The organism is Vibrio sp. dhg (genome assembly GCF_003443775.1).
GTDB lineage: Bacteria > Pseudomonadota > Gammaproteobacteria > Enterobacterales > Vibrionaceae > Vibrio > Vibrio natriegens.
Genome location: NZ_CP028944.1, coordinates 606,427 through 626,616 on the forward strand (window position 1 = coordinate 606,427; position 20,190 = coordinate 626,616).

The 20,190-nt window shown below is 44.8% G+C and carries 19 protein-coding genes; 8 read left to right on the top strand and 11 right to left on the bottom strand.

The window, feature by feature from the left end; genetic code table 11:
- Window positions 1-63: 63 nt before the first annotated feature.
- The 6 genes from DBX26_RS18400 to DBX26_RS18425 are packed head-to-tail and all read right to left on the bottom strand — an operon-like array spanning window position 64 to window position 4,906.
- Window positions 64-903, bottom strand: coding sequence for a class III extradiol dioxygenase family protein (locus DBX26_RS18400; protein WP_014233888.1), 840 nt, complete (start codon window positions 901-903; stop codon window positions 64-66).
- Between the two features lie 2 nt (window positions 904-905).
- Window positions 906-1,259 carry a protocatechuate 4,5-dioxygenase subunit alpha gene (locus DBX26_RS18405; protein WP_014233887.1) on the bottom strand — a complete coding sequence of 118 codons (354 nt, stop codon included), beginning with the start codon at window positions 1,257-1,259 and terminating at the stop codon, window positions 906-908.
- 1 nt (window position 1,260) lies between these two features.
- Window positions 1,261-2,139, bottom strand: coding sequence for an amidohydrolase family protein (locus DBX26_RS18410; protein ID WP_118120450.1), 879 nt, complete (start codon window positions 2,137-2,139; stop codon window positions 1,261-1,263).
- A 16-nt stretch (window positions 2,140-2,155) separates the two neighbouring features.
- Entirely contained in the window at window positions 2,156-3,214 is a 1,059-nt protein-coding gene (locus tag DBX26_RS18415) for a 4-oxalomesaconate tautomerase (RefSeq protein ID WP_065300964.1), read from the bottom strand.
- Window positions 3,207-3,884 (bottom strand): 4-carboxy-4-hydroxy-2-oxoadipate aldolase/oxaloacetate decarboxylase, encoded by a 678-nt coding sequence (locus DBX26_RS18420; RefSeq protein ID WP_014233884.1) that lies wholly within the window; start codon window positions 3,882-3,884, stop codon window positions 3,207-3,209. The genes DBX26_RS18415 and DBX26_RS18420 overlap by 8 nt, the downstream gene beginning before the upstream one ends.
- A gap of 11 nt (window positions 3,885-3,895) precedes the next feature.
- Window positions 3,896-4,906 (bottom strand): amidohydrolase family protein, encoded by a 1,011-nt coding sequence (locus DBX26_RS18425; protein ID WP_024372799.1) that lies wholly within the window; start codon window positions 4,904-4,906, stop codon window positions 3,896-3,898.
- A 349-nt stretch (window positions 4,907-5,255) separates the two neighbouring features.
- Here DBX26_RS18425 and DBX26_RS18430 point away from each other — a divergent pair, with 349 nt between their 5' ends.
- Both DBX26_RS18430 and aroQ read left to right on the top strand, forming a co-directional pair.
- The gene (locus DBX26_RS18430; protein ID WP_020334240.1) at window positions 5,256-6,092 is read left to right on the top strand and encodes a shikimate dehydrogenase; all 837 of its coding nucleotides are present in this window, start codon (window positions 5,256-5,258) and stop codon (window positions 6,090-6,092) included.
- Window positions 6,093-6,107: 15 nt separating this feature from the next.
- Window positions 6,108-6,551, top strand: coding sequence for a type II 3-dehydroquinate dehydratase (aroQ, locus tag DBX26_RS18435; RefSeq protein ID WP_020334239.1), 444 nt, complete (start codon window positions 6,108-6,110; stop codon window positions 6,549-6,551).
- Between the two features lie 105 nt (window positions 6,552-6,656).
- Here aroQ and DBX26_RS18440 read toward each other — a convergent pair whose 3' ends face one another.
- The 5 genes from DBX26_RS18440 to DBX26_RS18460 all read right to left on the bottom strand — a co-directional run bounded on the left by DBX26_RS18440 (window position 6,657) and on the right by DBX26_RS18460 (window position 12,331).
- Complete coding sequence (locus DBX26_RS18440) at window positions 6,657-8,480, bottom strand: bifunctional sugar phosphate isomerase/epimerase/4-hydroxyphenylpyruvate dioxygenase family protein (protein ID WP_020334238.1); 1,824 nt, start codon at window positions 8,478-8,480, stop codon at window positions 6,657-6,659.
- A gap of 86 nt (window positions 8,481-8,566) precedes the next feature.
- Window positions 8,567-9,493: an AEC family transporter gene (locus DBX26_RS18445; protein WP_118120452.1), complete on the bottom strand. Its 927-nt coding sequence runs from the start codon at window positions 9,491-9,493 to the stop codon at window positions 8,567-8,569.
- Between the two features lie 12 nt (window positions 9,494-9,505).
- Window positions 9,506-10,771, bottom strand: a complete 1,266-nt coding sequence (locus DBX26_RS18450) for a TRAP transporter large permease (RefSeq protein ID WP_014233878.1) — start codon at window positions 10,769-10,771, stop codon at window positions 9,506-9,508.
- A gap of 9 nt (window positions 10,772-10,780) precedes the next feature.
- A complete protein-coding gene (locus DBX26_RS18455; RefSeq protein WP_014233877.1) occupies window positions 10,781-11,272 on the bottom strand; it encodes a TRAP transporter small permease in 492 nt (163 codons plus the stop codon).
- Window positions 11,273-11,329: 57 nt separating this feature from the next.
- Window positions 11,330-12,331 (bottom strand): DctP family TRAP transporter solute-binding subunit, encoded by a 1,002-nt coding sequence (locus tag DBX26_RS18460; protein ID WP_014233876.1) that lies wholly within the window; start codon window positions 12,329-12,331, stop codon window positions 11,330-11,332.
- Window positions 12,332-12,742: 411 nt separating this feature from the next.
- Here DBX26_RS18460 and DBX26_RS18465 point away from each other — a divergent pair, with 411 nt between their 5' ends.
- The 6 genes from DBX26_RS18465 (at window position 12,743) to DBX26_RS18490 (ending at window position 20,150) form a co-directional block, all read left to right on the top strand.
- Window positions 12,743-13,960, top strand: a complete 1,218-nt coding sequence (locus DBX26_RS18465; RefSeq protein WP_020334233.1) for a LysR family transcriptional regulator — start codon at window positions 12,743-12,745, stop codon at window positions 13,958-13,960.
- 112 nt (window positions 13,961-14,072) lie between these two features.
- Entirely contained in the window at window positions 14,073-14,990 is a 918-nt protein-coding gene (locus DBX26_RS18470; RefSeq protein WP_118120454.1) for a DUF1932 domain-containing protein, read from the top strand.
- A 23-nt stretch (window positions 14,991-15,013) separates the two neighbouring features.
- Window positions 15,014-15,961 (top strand): Gfo/Idh/MocA family oxidoreductase, encoded by a 948-nt coding sequence (locus DBX26_RS18475; RefSeq protein WP_014233873.1) that lies wholly within the window; start codon window positions 15,014-15,016, stop codon window positions 15,959-15,961.
- A 26-nt stretch (window positions 15,962-15,987) separates the two neighbouring features.
- Window positions 15,988-17,019, top strand: a complete 1,032-nt coding sequence (locus DBX26_RS18480) for an aldo/keto reductase (RefSeq protein WP_118120456.1) — start codon at window positions 15,988-15,990, stop codon at window positions 17,017-17,019.
- Window positions 17,020-17,204: 185 nt separating this feature from the next.
- Entirely contained in the window at window positions 17,205-19,547 is a 2,343-nt protein-coding gene (gene mrcB, locus DBX26_RS18485; RefSeq protein WP_118120458.1) for a penicillin-binding protein 1B, read from the top strand.
- Window positions 19,548-19,829: 282 nt separating this feature from the next.
- The gene (locus tag DBX26_RS18490; RefSeq protein WP_118120460.1) at window positions 19,830-20,150 is read left to right on the top strand and encodes a DUF1840 domain-containing protein; all 321 of its coding nucleotides are present in this window, start codon (window positions 19,830-19,832) and stop codon (window positions 20,148-20,150) included.
- Window positions 20,151-20,190 lie beyond the last annotated feature (40 nt).

The following is a 20,190-nucleotide window of genomic DNA, read 5'->3' on the forward strand; positions in this document are numbered from 1 at the left end:
GTCAAAAAAAAGCGGCCCATCTGGACCGCTTAACAAGGAGAGAATGAACAAGTCTTTTAACGACTATTTTGACTCGATTAACATCGTACCGGAGCCGGTATTTGAGATCGGTGCGTGGTAGCTGCTTTGTAGCACATTCAGCTCACCTTGCAGTGTTCCACGCATGCCAAGCCACATGTTCAGTTCAGGGCCTTGAGCACCACCCTCTTTGATAAGGTCAAGGACAGAAAGTTTAGTCAGACATTCAGGCTCTGCAACTAACTTATCCATACAGTAAAGATCGAACTCTTTATTGATAAACCCTGCTCGCTCGCCGTCCAACTGGTGTGAAAGACCGCCAGTGCCAAGTACAACCACTTTCAAGTCTTGATCGAAGCTTTCAACTGCCGCAGCAATCTGTTTACCCAGGTCGTAACAACGCTTTGGAGAAGGCATTGGATGCTGCTCACAGTTGATACAAACAGGAATAACCTGAACATTGTCGTACGAGTAATTTGGCCATAGAAGCTGCATAGGAACCGTCAGACCGTGGTCGACTTTCATTTCCTGACAAATCGTGATGTCGAATTCATTTTCAACCAAGTGGTTAGAAATGTGCCACGCTAAGTCTGGAGACCCTTTCACATCTGGAATCGTTTGAATGCCCCAACCTTCGTCGGCGTTTTCATAACGGTCTGCCACGCCAATCGCGAACGTTGGCTTTTTGTCGATAAAGAATTCAAGACCATGGTCGTTGTAAAACAGAATCGCAACGTCTGGTTTTTCTTCCCCTAACCATTTAAGAATCGGAGGATACGCATCAAACAACGGCTTCCAGTACGGTTCCTGCTGTTGATTGTTCTCTATCGCTTTGCCGATAGCAGGGATATGTGAAGTACCGATACCACCTATAATTTTTGCCATGATTATTTCCCCGCGTCGACTAACATTTGCTTAAACTCTTCAACCGTTTTGCCGGTTTGAATCGCACCAATATCTTGCATATTCAGACCAAGCATGCCAGCAAACTTAGCCAAATAGTAAATACTTCCACCTAACTTCAGTAAGCCAAGCACATCACGATTTTGAATCGCGACTTTCTGCTCTTCCGTCAGACCAAACTTATCGCAATAAGCCATTTCATCACGCTGAAACTCTTCGCGAGCTGCAGCCGTGTTGAGAGAAAAGCACATCTTATTCAGACCGTAACCTTTACGAGCCATTTCACCGTCAAACAGAACGGTGCCTTCAATTGAGGACTTGTTATCAAGATAAGACATTTTAAACTTCCTCCGGCCAGTACAGTTTCATCGGGTTAGTCACAAGCAGCGCTTGTTGCAACTCTTCCGATGGCGCGATTTTTGGAATCACATCAACAAGATGACCGTCATCTGGTGTGTGTAATTTCATGTTTGGATGCGGCCAGTCAGTACCCCACAAAACACGCTCAGGGAAGCGCTCAACGAGCTCACGAGCGAAAGGAACTACGTCTGAATAGTCTGGTGGAGTAAGTGTCAAACGCTCTGGACAGCTCACTTTCGTCCAGATCTGCGGGTTGCTTTCCATCATGTTGATGAACTTCTCGAACTCTTCGCTGTAGACGCCTTTAGAAACATCAGGACGACCCATGTGGTCGATGACAACAGTCATATCAAGTTCATTCAGGAATGGCGCAACCTCGTCAATATCCTGCGCTTCAAAGTAGACAACGACATGCCAGCCCAGTGGGCGAATTTTTTCTGCAATCTGCTTTAACGTTTCTTTTGGCGCGGTATCAACAAGTCGTTTCACGAAGTTAAAACGCACACCACGAACGCCAGCTTTATCCATCAGTTGCAGCTCTTCGTCAGTGACGGTTTCATCGACAAAGGCAATGCCGCGAGCTAAATCACCAGCGGTGTTGAGCGCATCTACCAAAGCAGCATTGTCTGTACCATGGCAAGACGCCTGAACAATAACGTTGCGGCTGAAGCCGAGGTAATCTCTTAGTGCGAATAACTGCTCTTTAGAGGCATCACACGGCGTGTACTTACGTTTTGGCGAGTAAGGGAATTTACTTGCTGGGCCAAATACGTGGCAATGGCTATCCACAGCACCTTCCGGCACCTTAAACTCGGGTTTGCTTGGATTAGGGTGAAAAGGTAGATAATCCTTGTCCATGGTCAGTCCTTATATTCTATCTATTTGTATACACGATTCCGTCAAACAACTTACGGGCGGTACGCAAAATTGCTGCAGCTTGGACTTGGTTCTCTTTTACATCCAACACTACGCTCATTTTGCCTATCGGGTGTTCAACGTCTACCGCTAAAGTTTCACTTTGCTCGATTGATGCCAATTTTTGTGCCGGCGAACCCGCTAAAATGCACGCACTCGCAACACTTACGGCTCCCAGTACACCTATCGAGGCATGGCAGCGATGAGGGATAAAGGTACGAGTAGAAATAGCGCCGCCATACTGGGCTTTGCTAACCAATGACATTTTAGGTACCGATAATTGGGAAACATCACCGAGGTTCATTAACGGTCCAGCTTGTAGCCGTATTGATTCCAGCTTTTGTTTTAGTTCCGCGTTATTGTCGAGTTGATCTCGGCTTTCATCGCCCGAAATACCGAGATCTTCCGCATTGATGACGACAACAGGCATGCCATTATCAATTAACGTTACTTCAACACCGTCAATCACATCAACGACATTGCCGCTCGGCAGCAGTGCGCCACAAGTTGATCCGGCAGTATCTTCGAACGTAACCGCAATCGGTGCTGCGCTACCTGGAACACCATCAATTTCACAGTCACCTTCGTAGGTCACTTGTCGATTGGGCGTATTCACGGTGACCGTCACGATTTGATCGGTGTTCTCCATGTAGATTCTTACTGTCGTTTGCTTTTCTTGGGCTTCCACGATGCCTCGCTCTATCGCAAATGGAGCTACACCCGCTAAGATATTGCCACAATTTTGCTTAGTGCTGATCAATGGTTGATCCACAAACACTTGTAAGAAAAGATAATCTACATCCACACCATCTCTTTCAGATGGCGCAACGATCGCAACTTTAGAAGTCAGGGGATCGGCACCGCCAATCCCATCAATTTGACGCTCGTCAGGTGAGCCCATTGCCGCGAGAAGAAAGCTTTCCAGACAAGACTGGTCTGAAGGCAGGTCACTTTTAACAAAGTATGCGCCTTTTGAAGTACCCGCTCTCATCCACATACAAGGGGCTTGGTTAGACATATTTGAGCCCTTTTTCTGCTAAACGCTCACGCATATTATAGATGTCCAGGCCAAGTTCGCCGTTTGCTAAGCGAACACGTTTCGCCTCTTCTCTCTCGATGCGATCCAGTGCGGCTACAAGTACTTGTTTTGCTTCGTCGCGACGAACAACCACAACACCGTCTTCATCAGCGACCATAACATCACCCGGGTAGACGATTTCTTCTGCGCAGGTCATTGGAACGTTCACAGAACCCAATGTTTCTTTAATGGTGCCTTCGCTGAAGATGGCTTTTGACCAAACCGGAAAGTTCATTTCACGCAAATCTCGCGTATCGCGAACGCCGCCTTCGATGATTAGGCCAACCACACCACGCGCTTGAGCTGAAGTAGCCAGTAAATCACCAAAGAAACCGTGGTTAGAAGGCGAAGTTGGCGCAAAGACTAGGAAATCACCGTCCTGAGCTTGTTCGATCGCCACGTGCATCATCCAGTTATCACCAGCCGCACCTGAGATAGTCAGTGCTGAGCCAGCGACAGCATCACATTGGAAGATAGGACGCATGTAGTGTGCCAGCAGGCCGCGACGACCTTGAGCTTCATGGATAGTAGCAACGCCACATTTACGCAGACCTTCAATCACGTCTTTGTCTGCACGTTGAATATTCTGAACTACAACATTGTTTTGCATAATATTAATCCTTATGCCTTCAGACGGCTGAATACACGACGAGCGTTGCCTTCAAAAATGAGTGCTTTCTCTTCGTCGTTGACCTTATCGCTTGCGTCGATGTAACGCTTGGTATCATCAAAGTAGTGACCAGTTTCTGGGTCGACACCACGTACTGCACCAATCATCTCAGACGCAAACAGAATGTTTTCCGCAGGAAGAATGTCTAGTAGCAGGTCAATGCCTTTCTGGTGGTATACACAAGTATCGAAGTAGATATTCTTCAGAACTGACTCTTCTAATGGTGGAAGACCCATGTCTTGTGCAATACCACGGAAACGTCCCCAGTGGTAAGGCACTGCGCCACCACCATGAGGAATAATGATTTTCAATTCAGGGAAATCTTTAAATACATCCGACATCAGAAGCTGTTGGAATGCCGTTGTATCCGCACCCAGATAATGTGAAGAGGTGGTGTGGAAGCAAGAGTTACACGCCGCAGATACGTGAATCATCGCCGGAACGTCTAGCTCAACCATTTTTTCGTAAAGTGGGTAAAACGCTCGGTCACCCAAAGACGCATCTTTCCAGAAGCCGCCCGTGGTATCTGGGTTTAGGTTACAGCCGATGAAGTCCATTTCTTCGACACAGCGAACCAATTCGGGTACCGATTTAGAAGGCGTCACACCCGGCGACTGAGGAAGTTGAGCAACAGGGGCGAAGTTGTTAGGAAATAGGTCACACACACGGCGAATTAAATCATTCTGATGTTCTGTCCAGAAGCGGCTAGTATGCTCGTTTCCAATGTGGTGTCCCATCCAACTTGCGCGAGGAGAGAAGATAGTCAAATCGGTTCCGCGCTCTTTTTGCAGACGAAGCTGGTTGTTTTCAATACTTTCGCGAATCTCATCGTCAGAAATACTGATAGTACCTTTGTCTCCAACGTATTTTGGATCTTTTGCTACCGCTGCTTTTTGGCTTTCTCGGTAATCACCGACTTGCGGTGGTGTAGTGGTATAGTGGCCGTGGCAATCGATTATCATCTCATCAATTCCTTCTGTTGTTTTGTTTTTATACTCAAATAACCTCGAGATGCTTAGTTCTGTGAATATGTCTTGGCTGATAAATTCAACCACGACTTGAATCCTGCATCTGGAATTCACTTGTGTATAACTACTATAACGACGGAGATAACAACTCGACTATTTCAATTTATTTTTACGGTATAAGTTTTTGAGATAGATGCCTTACTTCTATTGTTAACAAATCGACTTAAAAGCCAATAAATACAAGCATTCAACAAAAATGAATAGGTGTTAGAAAAATATAATTATCAATGGAAAAATGACGTGTGGTAGCCTTATCCTGTCATTAATAGATGGAGTACTTACTATGCAATGCCGTTTATTTGGAAAAAATATAACTCGGTCGAAATCCCCATATTTTCACAACGAGCTTGCCAAGCATTTAAATATTAACTTTAGCTATCAATTAAATAGTATTGATAGCGGGGATATTGAAGAGTTCAAATCTCAAGCAACGGCGTTGTTCGCTTCTGAAATTCAGTCGGCAAATGTCACTTACCCATTTAAAGAAATCGCCATTGAAATAGCGAATAAACTCGACAAATCAGCGCAACGCGTTCAGGCAGCAAACACATTAGTGAAAAAAGGCGATGAAATTATCGCTTACAACACCGACTACTCAGGCTTCATTCAGGCTTACCGAAATTCACGTGAGCAGACACCTGGTCGAGTTGTGCTAGTTGGATGTGGAGGCGTTGGTAAAGCCGTTGCGATGTCACTGGTTGATCTAGGTGCATCAGAGCTGATTTTGTTTGATATGGATGAGAAAAAAGCCCAGGCACTTGCTAATCAACTGTCTGACGAAGACTTACAGGTGACAACGGCAAATAGCGAATCACTTGAGTCTTACGTCAAGCTGGCCAATGGTCTGGTAAACTGCACTCCAGTCGGTCACTACTCGATGCCAGGCACCCCTATTCCAGAAAGCTGGATTGGCTCTCAAGAGTGGGTTTTCGATGCCGTTTATACGCCTGTCGACACTCAATTCCTTCTAGCAGCAAAAGAGAAAAACGTCTCTATTATCAGCGGCTTTGAACTATTTTTCCATCAAGCAACTGACGCATTTTCTCTATTTACTAATACCAAACCAAGCCCTGCCGAGTTAGCAGAGTTCCGTGAATCGCATTTCACTCAGCTATGCTAAGCAAAGGTTCTCATTATGCCTAAGTTACTGTTATTAAACGGCCCAAACCTTAATCTGTTGGGCTCTCGTGAACCTGAGAAGTACGGTCATGAAACGCTAGCGGATGTAGAAGTCCGCTGTCAAAAACTCGCATCAGAATTCGGCTATGACGTCGAATGTCTGCAAAGCAATATTGAAGGTGAGTTAATTAATGCCATCCACAAAGCTGGGGCTGAATACAAAACTGGTGAACTCGCTGGCGTTGTTTTCAACCCAGGCGCTTACACGCATACCTCAATCGCCCTTCACGATGCGATCGCAGGTGTTGGCGTTCCTGTGGTTGAAGTACACATTACCAACGTACACGCGCGCGAATCGTTCCGTCATCACTCTTACATTTCTCCGGTGGCTGCTGGTACCATTATTGGTATGGGCACAAAGGGCTACCAATTGGCGATTAACTATTTGCTAGAAAAATAACATGATAGAAATAACTTCCCGACGTTATTTCAAAGATTAGACAAATAAAAAAATAGGTGCTTCGATGAAGCACCTATTTTTTATTCTGATTTTTATTTCTAATGTTTAATCATGGTAAGACTGGGATGCCAAGCGAATAAACGCATTGGTTTCGCCATATTTTTTATAGTTTCCAACTCGCTGTAACACTTCAAAGAACAGTCCATTGACTTCTTTTGTGTAGAAATGCAAGAAGCTGCCTGTGTCATCCTCTGTGTATAGGATGTTGTTTTCTTTAAGTTTTGCAATAAACTCGTCACTTAAATCAAACTGAGCTTGAATGTCTAAATAGTAGTTGTTTGGTATCTTCAACTGATAAATTGGCGACAGATCTTTTACTGCCGCGAAAATATCATGACATTGGATGGCAATCTGGTTAATGCTCGCCCCATTTGACGCATTTAAAAAACGCTGAGCAGAGGTCTGCTTCGCACTCGTACTGTTTAACGCAAACTTAATCTTACCGTTTGGACTGGTAATCGTACGGCTGGTGATCAGGCCGTTGATATCTGGTAAGTCGTAGCTCTCTTCCGGAACAAAGCCAAAAATTGATTTGTAGAAGAACAAGTTAGACAACAAGGTTTCAGGTGACACCACCTGCCCCATATGGTCGATACGGATTAGGTTGTCATTATAGGCAGCACCATCCGTCAGCGGTTCAAAATCGACGTCATAGAACTTCTCTGCGTGGTTTTGATCAAGCAGATGGATAAGCAGATTACTTGAGCTTTTAAGCGTCGGGATATCCAGTTCATTCTCTTGGCGCGCCTGATAAATCGTCGGGCTATTGTAACGCTTTGCCAGTTCAACTAAGCGGTTTGCGTCCTTCGCTAATACACCCAGCGCACAGACCGATTCACCATGCCCTTCTAAGTAACTACTCGCATTACTATTTTTCTCATAGTTGAATACGAAGTTGATATCACCAAGTTGGTAAAGGTCAACATTTTTGCTTTTATGACAATGGGTTTTCTTAAAGCCGAGCGATTCGATGATGTCAGTAAACGGATTATTTTCACGTTCTTTTACCGCAAATTCCACAAAACTTATATCACTCACTTCAGGCGCTTCAAACGTGTCACTGCTCTGATCTTCAAGCCATTTCAAAGAGCGCACACCATCAATCGCTTTTTCAATTGGAGACGAAGAGCGGAACTCATCATTAAACACTTCATGCGACAAGTAATCGTCGTAACCTTTGTCTTTAAGTGCCTGAACAAACTCAATAATAGGGAAATCACCCTGACCAGGGAAGCAGCGATAATGGCGGCTGTACTGCAGAATGTCCATTTGCATCTTAGGCGCATCAGCCAATTGAACCAGACCAATTTTTTCAACTGGAATGTCGTTCTTTAACGTGTCCAGCGTGTTACCACGGGCGAACATATGGAATGTATCAAGTACGATACCCAAGTTTGGGTGATCCACTCGCTTAACGATATCCCAGGCGTCATCGTAGTCTGCGATATGACGACCCCAAGCAAGCGCTTCATAGCTTAATTTCATGTCTTCACGTTTAGCCAGTTCTGCCAACGCATGCAGATCTGCAGCGCACTGATTTCTGTCTGGGGAAGCCAGCGGGTGAACGCTACTGCACATCATTAAACGATCAGTACCGAGCTGATGGGCGAGGTCGATCTTACGCTCCATCATCTTGTATTTTTTATCGCGTAACTCAGGTGGTAGCCCTTCCATATCGCGAAACGGTTGCAGCACTAAAATCTCTAACCCCAGACTATCAGCGATACGTTTTACATCGCGAGCGGTGCCTCGGTATTGGGTCAAATCATTCTCGAAAATTTCGATTGCGTGGAAACCCGCCTTAGCCGCTGCATGCATTTTTTGCTCAAGCGTACCGGATAAACAAACGGTGGCAATTGAATACTTCATAAATTAACTCCTAGCCAATCAAAGGCTGATATCTCGTATAGGGAGGCGTTAAGCATGGCGTTGACAGGTGCCAGACACTCACCTCACTATGAATTAAACATTGCAACAACAATGGACAGAGAAATTCCGGAAGCCAGCGTTGTTGTGACAAGCGTGTTTACACAAAATTTTTGTTGATGATAAATAGCACCCAATATTGGGTAGATGGTTAACATCGGCGCTGCAGCAAATATAATCAGTACTGGTTTAAGCGCTTCATCGACTGGAAATATGGTCAACAAACCAATCGCAACCACCTGAAAAATAATGAGTTTATTAACGGCAACCAAAGCGGTGCGTCTTTTTTCTTCAAGCTTGAATGACTGGCCTAATGCACCACCGATAGCAAACAATGCCAATGCGACAGCTGTATTAGAAAACCAATCGGCACTTTTCATAACAAACTCAGGCAAAGTTATATTTAATAAATTTATACCTAATGCAATAGCGATAGAAATTATTATTGGATTACTGCTAATACGTTTAGCGATTGATTTCATTTGATCAAACGTATTAGTTTTAACGCTATGGCTAATTTCCAGAAATAACAAACAAAGTGGAATAAATAAAAGATTCTCCACCAAAACGCACATTAGAAAGGCTTCAATAAATTGGCCATCAAATAATGATAAAACAATTGGGAAAGCGACAAATGCACTATTTGGCATTCCACTACCTAATGCATTTATACATGCATCTTTCCAATCAGATTTTAATACTTGTTTACTTATGACCAACGCAAAGCCCATTGAGGCAATGCCTGAAATTGCGTATACCAATAAAAAGTTAAGTTCTAATGCATTTTTAATATCCAGTTGCGACAAATTAATCAATATGACAGCAGGCAACGAGAAATATAAAACTAACTTACCTATATCCGCATGAAAACCTTGAGAGAAAAAGCGAATTTTTGTCGTATAAAACCCTGCCGCCACTATCATCGCGAGCGGCAGGAGAACGTCCATCACAGCCATATTGAGTACTTGTTAGTAGCCAAACATTTTTGGTAAGAACAGCACGCTTTGAGGCACGAAGGTAATAAAAAACAGCACGACAACTTCGAGCAAAAACAGTGGTGCTATTTGTTTTGATATAGCCGCAACACCCACTTTGGAAATGGTATTGGCAACGAACAGACAAATACCAAGTGGTGGCGTAATCAAGCCGATCATCAGGTTAAAAATAACCACAATCCCGAAGTGAACAGGGTCGATTCCGAAACTCATCGCGATTGGATGGAAGATTGGAATCAAGATAAGCATTGCCGCAATCCCTTCAAGGAATAGACCAACCACCAGCAATATCAGGTTAACCATAATCAGGAACATAACCGGGTCACTGATCGTGCTGATGATTTGCGCACTGATGTACTGAGGTACACGTGAGAAAGTCAGCAGCCAGTTAGCAACGGAAATGACCGCAATCAAAATTAATACGATAGATGAGTCACGCATTGAGCGAATAAACACTTCCGGTAAGTCACTAATTTTAAGTGTTTTGTAGAAAAACATCCCAACGGTCAGTGCGTAAAATGCAGCAAAAGCAGCGGCTTCTGTCGGTGTGACAACGCCTAATAGAATTGAACCAAGAATGAATACCGGCATGGTCAATGGAACAAACGCTTTTACCAGTGCTTTACGGCGGCTTTGACGGACAACGTTACTGCGAATCTTATGGCGTGTTGCGTAGAAATAAACAAATATCGACAGTGCAATCGCAGATAGAATACCCGGTACAATCCCTGCTAAAAAGAGCGCTGGTACCGACACACCACTTGCGATTAACGCGTAGATAATCACCGGGATACTTGGCGGAATCATTGGGCCGATAACAGATGACGCAGCAGTTAATGCGGACGAAAACTCTTTGCTGTATCCCTCTTTTTCCATTTGAGGAATAAACACACGGCCAAGAGCAGAAGTGTCTGCAACCGCAGAGCCAGAAATACCTGCAAACATCACTGACGACCAGATGTTTACCTGAGCAAGTCCGCCTCGGAAGTGCCCGACTAACGCATTAGCAAAATCGATAATTCGCGTAGTGATACCACTTTTGTTCATCAGCTCACCAGCCAGAACAAACAGAGGCACTGCAAGAATTGAATAGGAATCCAATCCGCTAAAAATGCGTTGAGCAACTAAGCTAATTGAAATTGGTGTACTGGTGACATAAAACGACATCGCCAGAATGATTGTGAATACGAGCGGAACACCGAATATCAGTAAGGTGCCCATCAAAGCTATAGATGGCATAGTAAATCCTTATACATCTCTACGTTTTAGACAGGGTGCACGCCCGGTTAGAGCTGATAGATGAGCGGCTAATCGAAGTGATGCTGCGATAAGTAAGCACACACCACCAACCACTAGTGCTGATTGGAAGTAATACATACTGATCCCAATACCCGGTGATTCAATGGCACCGCGCTTCGCAACAAACAAATAACCTGACCAAATCAATATCAATGCACTCGCAAACACTGCTATGTCAGTAATGACTTCTAATCCTTTTTGGAACTTAGCTGACTTCACTGAGCTAAGAACTGAGAATTTAATGTGTAATTCATCGAGGTAACAGATTGCTGTAGCAAACATAACGCCGTAAATCATGGCGTATTTACACAGCTCTTCACCCCATAAGATTGAGGTATTGAAAAAATAACGACTGATGCTGCTAAACAACATCACTACAAAGACTGTTAGCAATGAAGTGCCAGCAAGGATAGCCAGCAGCTTTTTGTATCGCTCTATCATAGCCTTTCTCCACAAAATTCCGTAAAGCCCGTAATAGGCTTTACGGCTTACCTAAAATTATTTAGCAGCGTCTACTGCTTGAAGTGCCTCATCGATCCATTTTGAATCAATCGTCGTTTCTAGCCATTTGATCACAGCAGGCTGAGTTTTCTCGCTGAACTTCTGCTTCTGTTCCGCCGTTAGTGACGTAACTGTCATGCCTTTTTTCGCCAGTAATTCAAGGCCAGCAGCTGAGTTCACTTGTTGGATAGCGCGACTTACCGTACTTGCTACTTTTGCCGAACGGTCAATCAGTTCTCTATCCTCTGCTTTTAAGCCAGTGTAGAAATCGTCGTTGATTAGCAGAAAGTCAGTGCCGTACACATGGCCATCTAGCGTGATGTATTTTTGCAGCTCGTAGAATTTGTTGTTCGCAATAACACCAACAGGGTTTTCCTGACCGTCTACTACGCCAGTCGTCAGTGCAGCCGGAACTTCAGGCCAAGCAATTGGTGTTGGTTCTGCGTCTACCGATTTCAACATTTCGATATAAAGAGGGGTGGTCATCACGCGGATTTTTAACCCATTCAGGTCTTCCGGGCTGCTGATGACTTTCTTAGAGTTGGTGAAATGACGGAAACCAGTTTCTCCGTAAGCGAGGTTACGAAGCCCAGTCTGCTTGAGACAGTGTTCGCCCAGTTTTTTACCGAACTCACCATCCAGAACTTCCCATGCAACCGGAGCTGAAGGGAACAAGTAAGGGATCTCAAGCACACTCGCTTCTTTACACAGCTTGCTGTAAGCCCCAGAAACCATCGTCATTGTTAACATGCCTTCCTGAGCTGACTGTAGTAGCTCAGTTTCACCACCCAATTGGCTAGATGGGTAGACATTGACACTGATACGGCCACCAGATTCCGCTTCAACAAGATTCTTGAAGACCTGTGTAGCAGCACCTTTTTTAGATGTCGTCCATTCCTGAGAATCAACGTGACCAATAGTGATTTCAATTTCAGATGATGCGGCAGTTCCCGCGTAAGCAAGTGCGAGAGAAAGTGATAATGTTTTTATTGTTCTCATTCTGTGAACCTCCTGTTTCATGGCATTAACAATCTAGCACTCCCCCCAGATGACCTATAATTCATATAGTGAAAGTGCCATTCAATTTTTAGATAAAGGGGCAATTATCAATTAAGAACAATCAAAAATTAAATCTAATAAATTCAATTAATTAAACCAAATTTTATAGCGTTGAAATATTAAATAAAAAATAAACACCCTCCATTGTATACAATTACAAATAGGAGATTGGCGTCACAATTTATAAACAAGAAAGTAACCTAAACATTTAGCATTGTGCTTAAACATGTCTAAATAAGTGAAAAGTTAATGTGGGTTCACCTTCTAGGGTCGTTGCCCCATCAGCGTTACCGGTTTTCCGAATTGCATATTCAACACTGAGAATTACATTGCTCATTTACAGGCGGTCTTATGTTTAACATCCCAAATATTCGGCACTTACGCGCCATTTCTGAAGTCGTCAAGACAGGCAGCATCAGTAAGGCATCTGAGACCGTATTTCTCTCCCAACCAGCCATCACTCAAGCGATTTCAAAATTCGAAAAGAGTATTCACAGTGAACTATTTGAACGTACCAGTGATGGCATGACGCCGACTCCGCAAGGTAAAGCTTTCGCGTTTCGTATTGATAGGGCGTTAGATCATATTGAGCATGGGATCTCTGAGACACTGAAGATCGCCAAAGGGCAACGCAAAAGCAACGTTCATCGATTCTTATACAATATGACGTCGACACACCTGAAGGCGTTAGTTGCCGTTTCGGATGGTCAGGGTTTTACCGAAGCCAGCCGCTTGTTGGAGGTGTCCCAATCTTCCGTTTACCGCGCGTCAAAAGATCTTGAAGAGATCTTGGATGTCACCTTATTCGAAAAAATCAGTAATGGTATCGTCGTAAGCAAAGCCGGTACCGCACTCGTCAAAGCTTGTAAGCTCGCATTTGTGGAAATAAAGCAAGGAATCGAAGAGATCGATGCACTTAGCGACCGTCATAACAGTGTGATCACAGTGGGCTGTCTGCCGTTAGCTCGTACCTGTTTGCTACCTATTACTATTAATGAATTCAGCCAAAGCTATCCAGACTGCCGGATTCAGGTTATCGATGGCCCCTACTCCGATTTGCTCAACCACTTAAAGTACGGTGAAATTGATGTACTGATCGGCGCATTGCGATTTCCGATTCCGAGTACCGATATTCGTCAGGAAACCCTGTTTGAATCAGAAAACAAAGTCTTTGCGCGCCACGATCACCCGCTATCCAAAAAAGCGAATGTCACTCTGCAGGATTTACATCAAGCCAGTTGGGTTGTCTCCAGCGCTAATACGCCAGGACGCAAGATGTTTGAAGACATCTTCATTAATGGTGGATTGGAGCCCCCTTCACGTTTAGTAGAAGCCAGTTCGCAGATGCTTGTAAAAGAACTGATACTGGGCAGCGATCGCCTGTCTGTCCTTTCTCAACATCAAATTCAACGTGAACTGGACGAAGGCCACTTTACGATTTTACCTTTTGATTGCAGCCAGCAGTCTCGACCGATTGGCCTTACCATGCGTAAGAACTGGTACGCGACTACGGTACAGACGCATTTCGTATCGCTTCTGCGTAAGAATGGCTTGAAGATGTCAGGCTAAATCGGGCAGCGCTTTCTCAAAATTGAATACCTAATATCATCTTTTGATTATTCGTGTTTTTACCCAAATGTTACAGTCGTTTTCGGTGAAGCAACATATTCGGGTATCAAAGGTGAAAACAACTCGTGCCGCATTTATTGGCTTCGGTGAAGCCGCTCAAGCACTTATCAGCATCGCTGGTGACAATGCACCGGACGTGATCAGTGCTTTTGATATCAAAACACGCGATGAGGCTACACGCGAAGCAAAACTGATGGATTACATCCAATTTCAGGTCAATGGCGCGTTTAACCCAGAGCAAGCCGTTTGTGGCGCTCAGGTTATTTTTTCTCTCGTTACACCTGATCAGGCAAACTTGGCTTTAGCACCGCTTAGTAGTGCGCTGACAGAAAAGCAGTTTGTCGTAGATTGTAACTCGTGTGCTCCTGCAGTGAAAAAACACAATGCGAAATTGGTAGAGTCGCAAGGTGCAGCCTATATTGACGCTGCAATAATGAGTCCGGTAAAAGCAAATTCAAAGCCAATCCCACTGTATATTTCTGGTAAAAAAGCCACTCTGGTTGCACCACAATTGCAGTATTTGGGTTTTGATGTAACCGTGATTTCAGAGCAGGTCGGCGATGCTTCACAAATAAAAATGTTACGTTCAGCGATGGTGAAAGGTCTGGAAGCATTAACAACAGAATGTATGCTTGCTGCTCATCGTGCCGGGGTCGCGCCCTATGTGGTTGAGTCACTGGAAAAGAGCTACCCACAACTTAATTTGTCGCAATTGGCGGTTTACCATATGGAAAGAATGCTCACTCATGGGAAACGACGTAGCGAAGAACTTAAATCAGTAGTCGAGACACTTGCTTCACTTGATATCGATACCAGTATGTCGAGCGGCGCAATCAACTGGCATCAACGGATGTCAGATGTAAATGTAACTGTCGAGAATCAAACGTTAGAACAGTTATCTAATCAAATTTTGAATACGATGGAGCACTCAGCGTCACCCATCCAATCAAACGATACCCTTACCTCTTAACCAAGTGTAATAAAGGATTATTTATGAAAGTATGTGTAGTTGGTGCAACTGGTGCCTTTGGCCGTAAGCACTTAGAAGCCATCCAAAATATCGACGACGTAACCGTATCAGTTATGGTTTCTCCAGAACAAGACAAGCTTGATGCTCTGATCAATGAGTATGATTCACAGGCTGTTGGTGTAACGACACTTGAAGAAGCACTTGTTCGTGACGACGTTGATGCCGTTATCTTAGCAACGCCAACTCAGGTGCACGCATCTCAGGCTATCCAGTGTATGGAAGCTGGCAAGCACGTTTTGGTCGAAATTCCTATGGCTGATAACATCGAAGACAGCTACAAAGTGGTCGAGACTCAAAAGGCAACGGGTTTAGTTGCAATGGCAGGCCACACTCGCCGTTTCAACCCAAGCCACCAATGGATTCACAATAAAATCCAGGCTGGTGAGCTAAACATCCAACAAATGGATGTGCAGACATACTTCTTCCGCCGCACCAATACTAACGCGAAAGGCGAGCCAAGAAGCTGGACTGATCACCTGCTATGGCACCATGCATGTCACACAGTAGATTTGTTCCAATATCAAACTGGTGAAACCGCATCACAAGTTCAAGGCATGCAAGGCCCAATTCATCCGGATCTTGGCATCGCAATGGATATGAGCATTGGTATGAAAGTACCATCAGGTGCGATTTGTACGCTTTCTCTGTCATTCAATAACGAAGGTCCATTTGGTACGTTCTTCCGTTACATCTGTGATGAGGGTACTTTCCTTGCTCGTTACGATGACTTGTATGACGGCTATGACAACCAAATTGATTTGACAGGTGTTACTGTGTCAAACAACGGTATTGAATTGATTGACCGTGAGTTCTTCGAAGCGATTAAGACCGGTAAAGAGCCGAACTCTAGTGTTGCCCAATGCCTGTCAGCAATGGAAACACTGCACCGCATCGAAGAGCAGCTCATTTAAGGACAACACAGCTAAGGAATCTTACTATGCAACAACGGAAAATTGGCCAATTTCAATGTAACCCTGTGGGTCTGGGATGTATGAACCTGTCTCATGCATACGGAACACCACCGGATGAGAAACAGAGCATTCATTTACTCAATCATGCCTTGGACCTCGGTTACAACCATCTAGATACCGCGACATTATATGGTGGCGGTGCCAATGAAAAACTGGTGGCCAAAGCCGTTGGGCATAGAAGAGATGAATATGTGTTGGCCAGCAAATGTGGCATGTTCATTAACGAAGAAGGTAAGAAAGAGATCAATGGTAGTCCTGAAGCGCTGCGTAAAAACATTGAGAACAGCTTACAACGCCTAAACACAGACGTCATTGACCTCTATTACCTTCATCGCTGGGACAAAACCGTCCCTATCGAAGAAAGTGTCGGCGAACTAAGCAGACTGGTTGAAGAAGGCAAGATTCGTGAAATCGGCTTGTCGGAAGTGTCCGCAGCGACAATAACAAAAGCCGCTCAAGTCCACCCAATTGCAGCGGTGCAATCTGAGTACTCACTTTGGACTCGCAACCCTGAAATCAAAGTGCTGGAAACATGTAAAGCACTGGGGACTGCCTTTGTTGCATTTAGTCCGTTAGGGCGTGGAATCTTGACGGGTAAAATCGATTCTCCGACGAATTTTACGCCGAAAGATATCCGTCGCAACATGCCTCGATTCGATAGTGAGCACTTTGCGCATAACCAGCACCTTGTGACACAACTGGCGCAATTGATCGAGCAAGAGTCTGACACTGAGCTAAGTAAAGCAAGTCTGGCTAGCATCGTTCTACGCTGGGTGCTGGATCAACACGATCATATTCATGTTATTCCGGGCACGACGAATATCGACCATCTCACCGAGAATGTTTCGGCAACGTCGGTGAGTTTGTCTAGCAACCTGTTAGAAAAAATGGGACAACTCATCAACAATGACAACGTCTCCGGCACGCGCTACAACGCTGCTCAACAAGTAGAAATCGATACTGAAGAGTTTTCAGCGAGCCCTGCGGTTACCGCATAACTTTCATAGAATTCAAAAGCCCGCTTCGGTGGGCTTTTTGCTTATAACGCCTACATAACCACTCAATAAACCCTTCCCTCTGCTCTTTGTGTTCCTTAATTGAGACTGTTAACGTTTTAATGACATAAGCGAACAAACATCAGGCTACGCTTCACGGCTATCCTTAACGCGTAACATAAACAAAGATGCCTGCTAACACTCCGTCTCCACTATCGAAAACACTCTGGTTCCGCCGTTTGATCCAAGTACTCTTCGCCGGCGCTGTATTACTCCTTATAGCGATTATTTACTTCGGAGTGCAGTTCAACAACCTGGTCGCGAGCAAGTTTGAAGGCCAAATGTGGCAACTGCCTAATGTTGTTTATGCACGTCACTTGGTGTTAAGCCCTGCTATGCAGGTTAGCCAGAAAGAAGTGCTCAGTGAGTTGGAGCAGCTAAATTATCGTAAAGTCGCACAGCCAACAAAGAGTGGTGAATATAGTATTTCTGGCCAGACAATAAGGCTGATTCGTCGACCATTCGTTTTTCCTGAAGGTGAGCAACCTGCGCAGCAGACAAGCATTCGATTTAGTGGCAAACGCATTGTTAAGATCACCGATGAAACCTCAGGATATGATCTCGGCGTACTGCAGATCGAGCCACAAATTTTAGGGATGCTCGACGGTGACAACACCGAAAAACGAATTTACGTATCCAAAGATGACATGCCAGAGACATTAGTCGCTGCGTTACTTGCCACCGAAGACCGTGATTTCTATCAGCACGACGGTGTATCCCCTGTCGCTATTGCCCGCGCTTTTGCAGCCAACGTTACTGCCGGGCGGAACGTACAAGGCGGAAGTACCTTAACTCAGCAGCTCGCGAAGAACTTGTTCTTAACTCGCGAACGCAGCTTGGTTCGTAAGATTAAAGAGGCTTACTTAGCGGTGATCATGGATTATCGCTACAGCAAAGAGCAGTTGCTTGATGCTTATCTAAACCAAGTCTATTTGGGTCAAAACGGTCAAAATGCGATTCACGGTTTTGCTTTAGCATCACGACATTATTTTGGTCGACCGTTAGCAGAGCTGAGCCTTGATCAACAAGCGTTACTTGTCGGCTTAGTAAAAGGCCCTTCTTATTACAACCCTTGGCGTTACGCTGAACGAGCAAAAGCGCGCCGTGACTTAGTGCTAAAAATGATGGTCGACACTGGCGATCTCGAAGCGAGTGATTACGAACGCGCGATTCAGAAACCATTGTCACTGGCTGTTCAGGGTAAAGGAAGTACCACTGAGCCTCCTTACTTTGACTACATAAAGCTATCACTGAAAGAGGATGGCATCGACTACAACAGTGGTCGCGGTTTGCGTCTTTTCACGACCTTCGAGCCTAAAGTGCAAGGTCAGGCAGAAGCAGCGGTCTACAACGTTATGCCCAACTTAGAAAAGAAAGCAGGCCAGTCTTTAGAAACTGCGATGATCGTTGCCGATAAACGAAGCGGTGCAATCCGCGCGATGATTGGTAGCCGCCAGCCGAATTTCCATGGCTTTAATCGTGCGATAAATGCCGAGCGTCAGATTGGATCGCTGATAAAACCAGCAGTTTATGTCACGGCATTAGCACAGCCAGAACACTACGCGTTAGGTACGAACCTCGCGGATAAACCAATTACTATCCAAACGCAAAATAATGAGAAGTGGTCACCACGAAACTACGATCGCCAGTATCGCGGTCAGGTGAGCCTCTACCAAGCTCTAGCTCACTCTTACAATGTTCCGACCGTGAACCTCGGTATGGCCATTGGATTAGATAAGGTAACCAACACCTTGGTGTCATTAGGTGTCAAAGAGACTCAAGTCCCACAAGTGCCATCGATGTTACTGGGTGCACTGGCACTTTCCCCTCTGAACGTCACTCAGATGTATCAGGCGTTAGGAAATCAGGGTGAAAAACAAAACTTGTTCGCACTTAGTGCGGTGCTCGATGAACATGGGCAAGAACTTTATCGTCATCAAGCTCAGCAAGAAAAAGTATTGGAACCTGAGGCGGCTTGGCTGATCGAATATGCAATGGAACAAGTCGTCGAGCAAGGGACCGCGCGTTACTTAAATCAGATCGTGCCTCGCAGTGCTCACCTCGCGGGTAAAACTGGTACGTCAAACCAAGGGCGTGACAGTTGGTATGTCGGGCTTGATAACCAAGATGTCGTGACTATTTGGGTAGGACGCGACGATAATAATCCAGTTGCTTTGACAGGATCGAGTGGCCCGTTACGAATCTATGGTGATTACCTTAAAAAGGCCGGCTACCAGTCAATCGATCAAACTAAGCCAGAGAAAATAGGGCTAGCAAACTACAGCACTGATAGTCAGGGTGGATTAAGAGAAAGCTGTTTCGGCGAAGTCAGTTTACCTGTTTGGAGTGAAACTGGAGAAACGAGCCCTAACTGCCTGCAGCCTTTGGAAGATGGCCTCAAAGAAATCGGTCGTGGATTAGCAGAAGCACCGAAGCAAATCGGTGGATTCTTTAAAAGCCTGTTTGATTAAACGTATTTGATTAAGCAAGAGAGCGTTCGCGCTTTCCGCTTCCCCAAAGAATTAACTCCACTATTTAGGTAAACTCCGGTTAAACTGGTGAATAACAATCACAGTGAGTAAGTGGTCAGAAATAACGTAGGAAAAATGCTTGAGAACAAGGCAACATTTTTCGATAAGTAGTTACTCTACAATCAAAAATGTTAACGCTGCTATCGAGTATTTTAACAAGCTAGATTGACCAGTTATTTACTACGATTGGTATAATATAATCAGGAAAAACCGGAGTGAGCCATGCTGATCACCTTTCGCTGTAAAAGCCATGCCAATATCACCATGTTCGGCGATATTGCCCTCAATATGATAAAAATGATGGGCCATAGCGGCACTGTGCCCGGTTCGATCTCATCTCAAGACCTGCCAGAAGCGCTCGCCAAATTAACCGCTTCGCTGACCAAAGCAGCAGAAGTAGAGAATAAATCCGTCCAAGAAGCAGACGATGATGACGAGCAATCAGAACCGGTCGTATCGATAGGTCATAGAGCAATGCCGCTTGTTGAACTGCTGAAATCTGCCATTGATGATCAATGTGACGTGATGTGGGACAGCCAGTAAACAAGCCCTAAATATTGCCATAAACCACGGCAGAAGCATT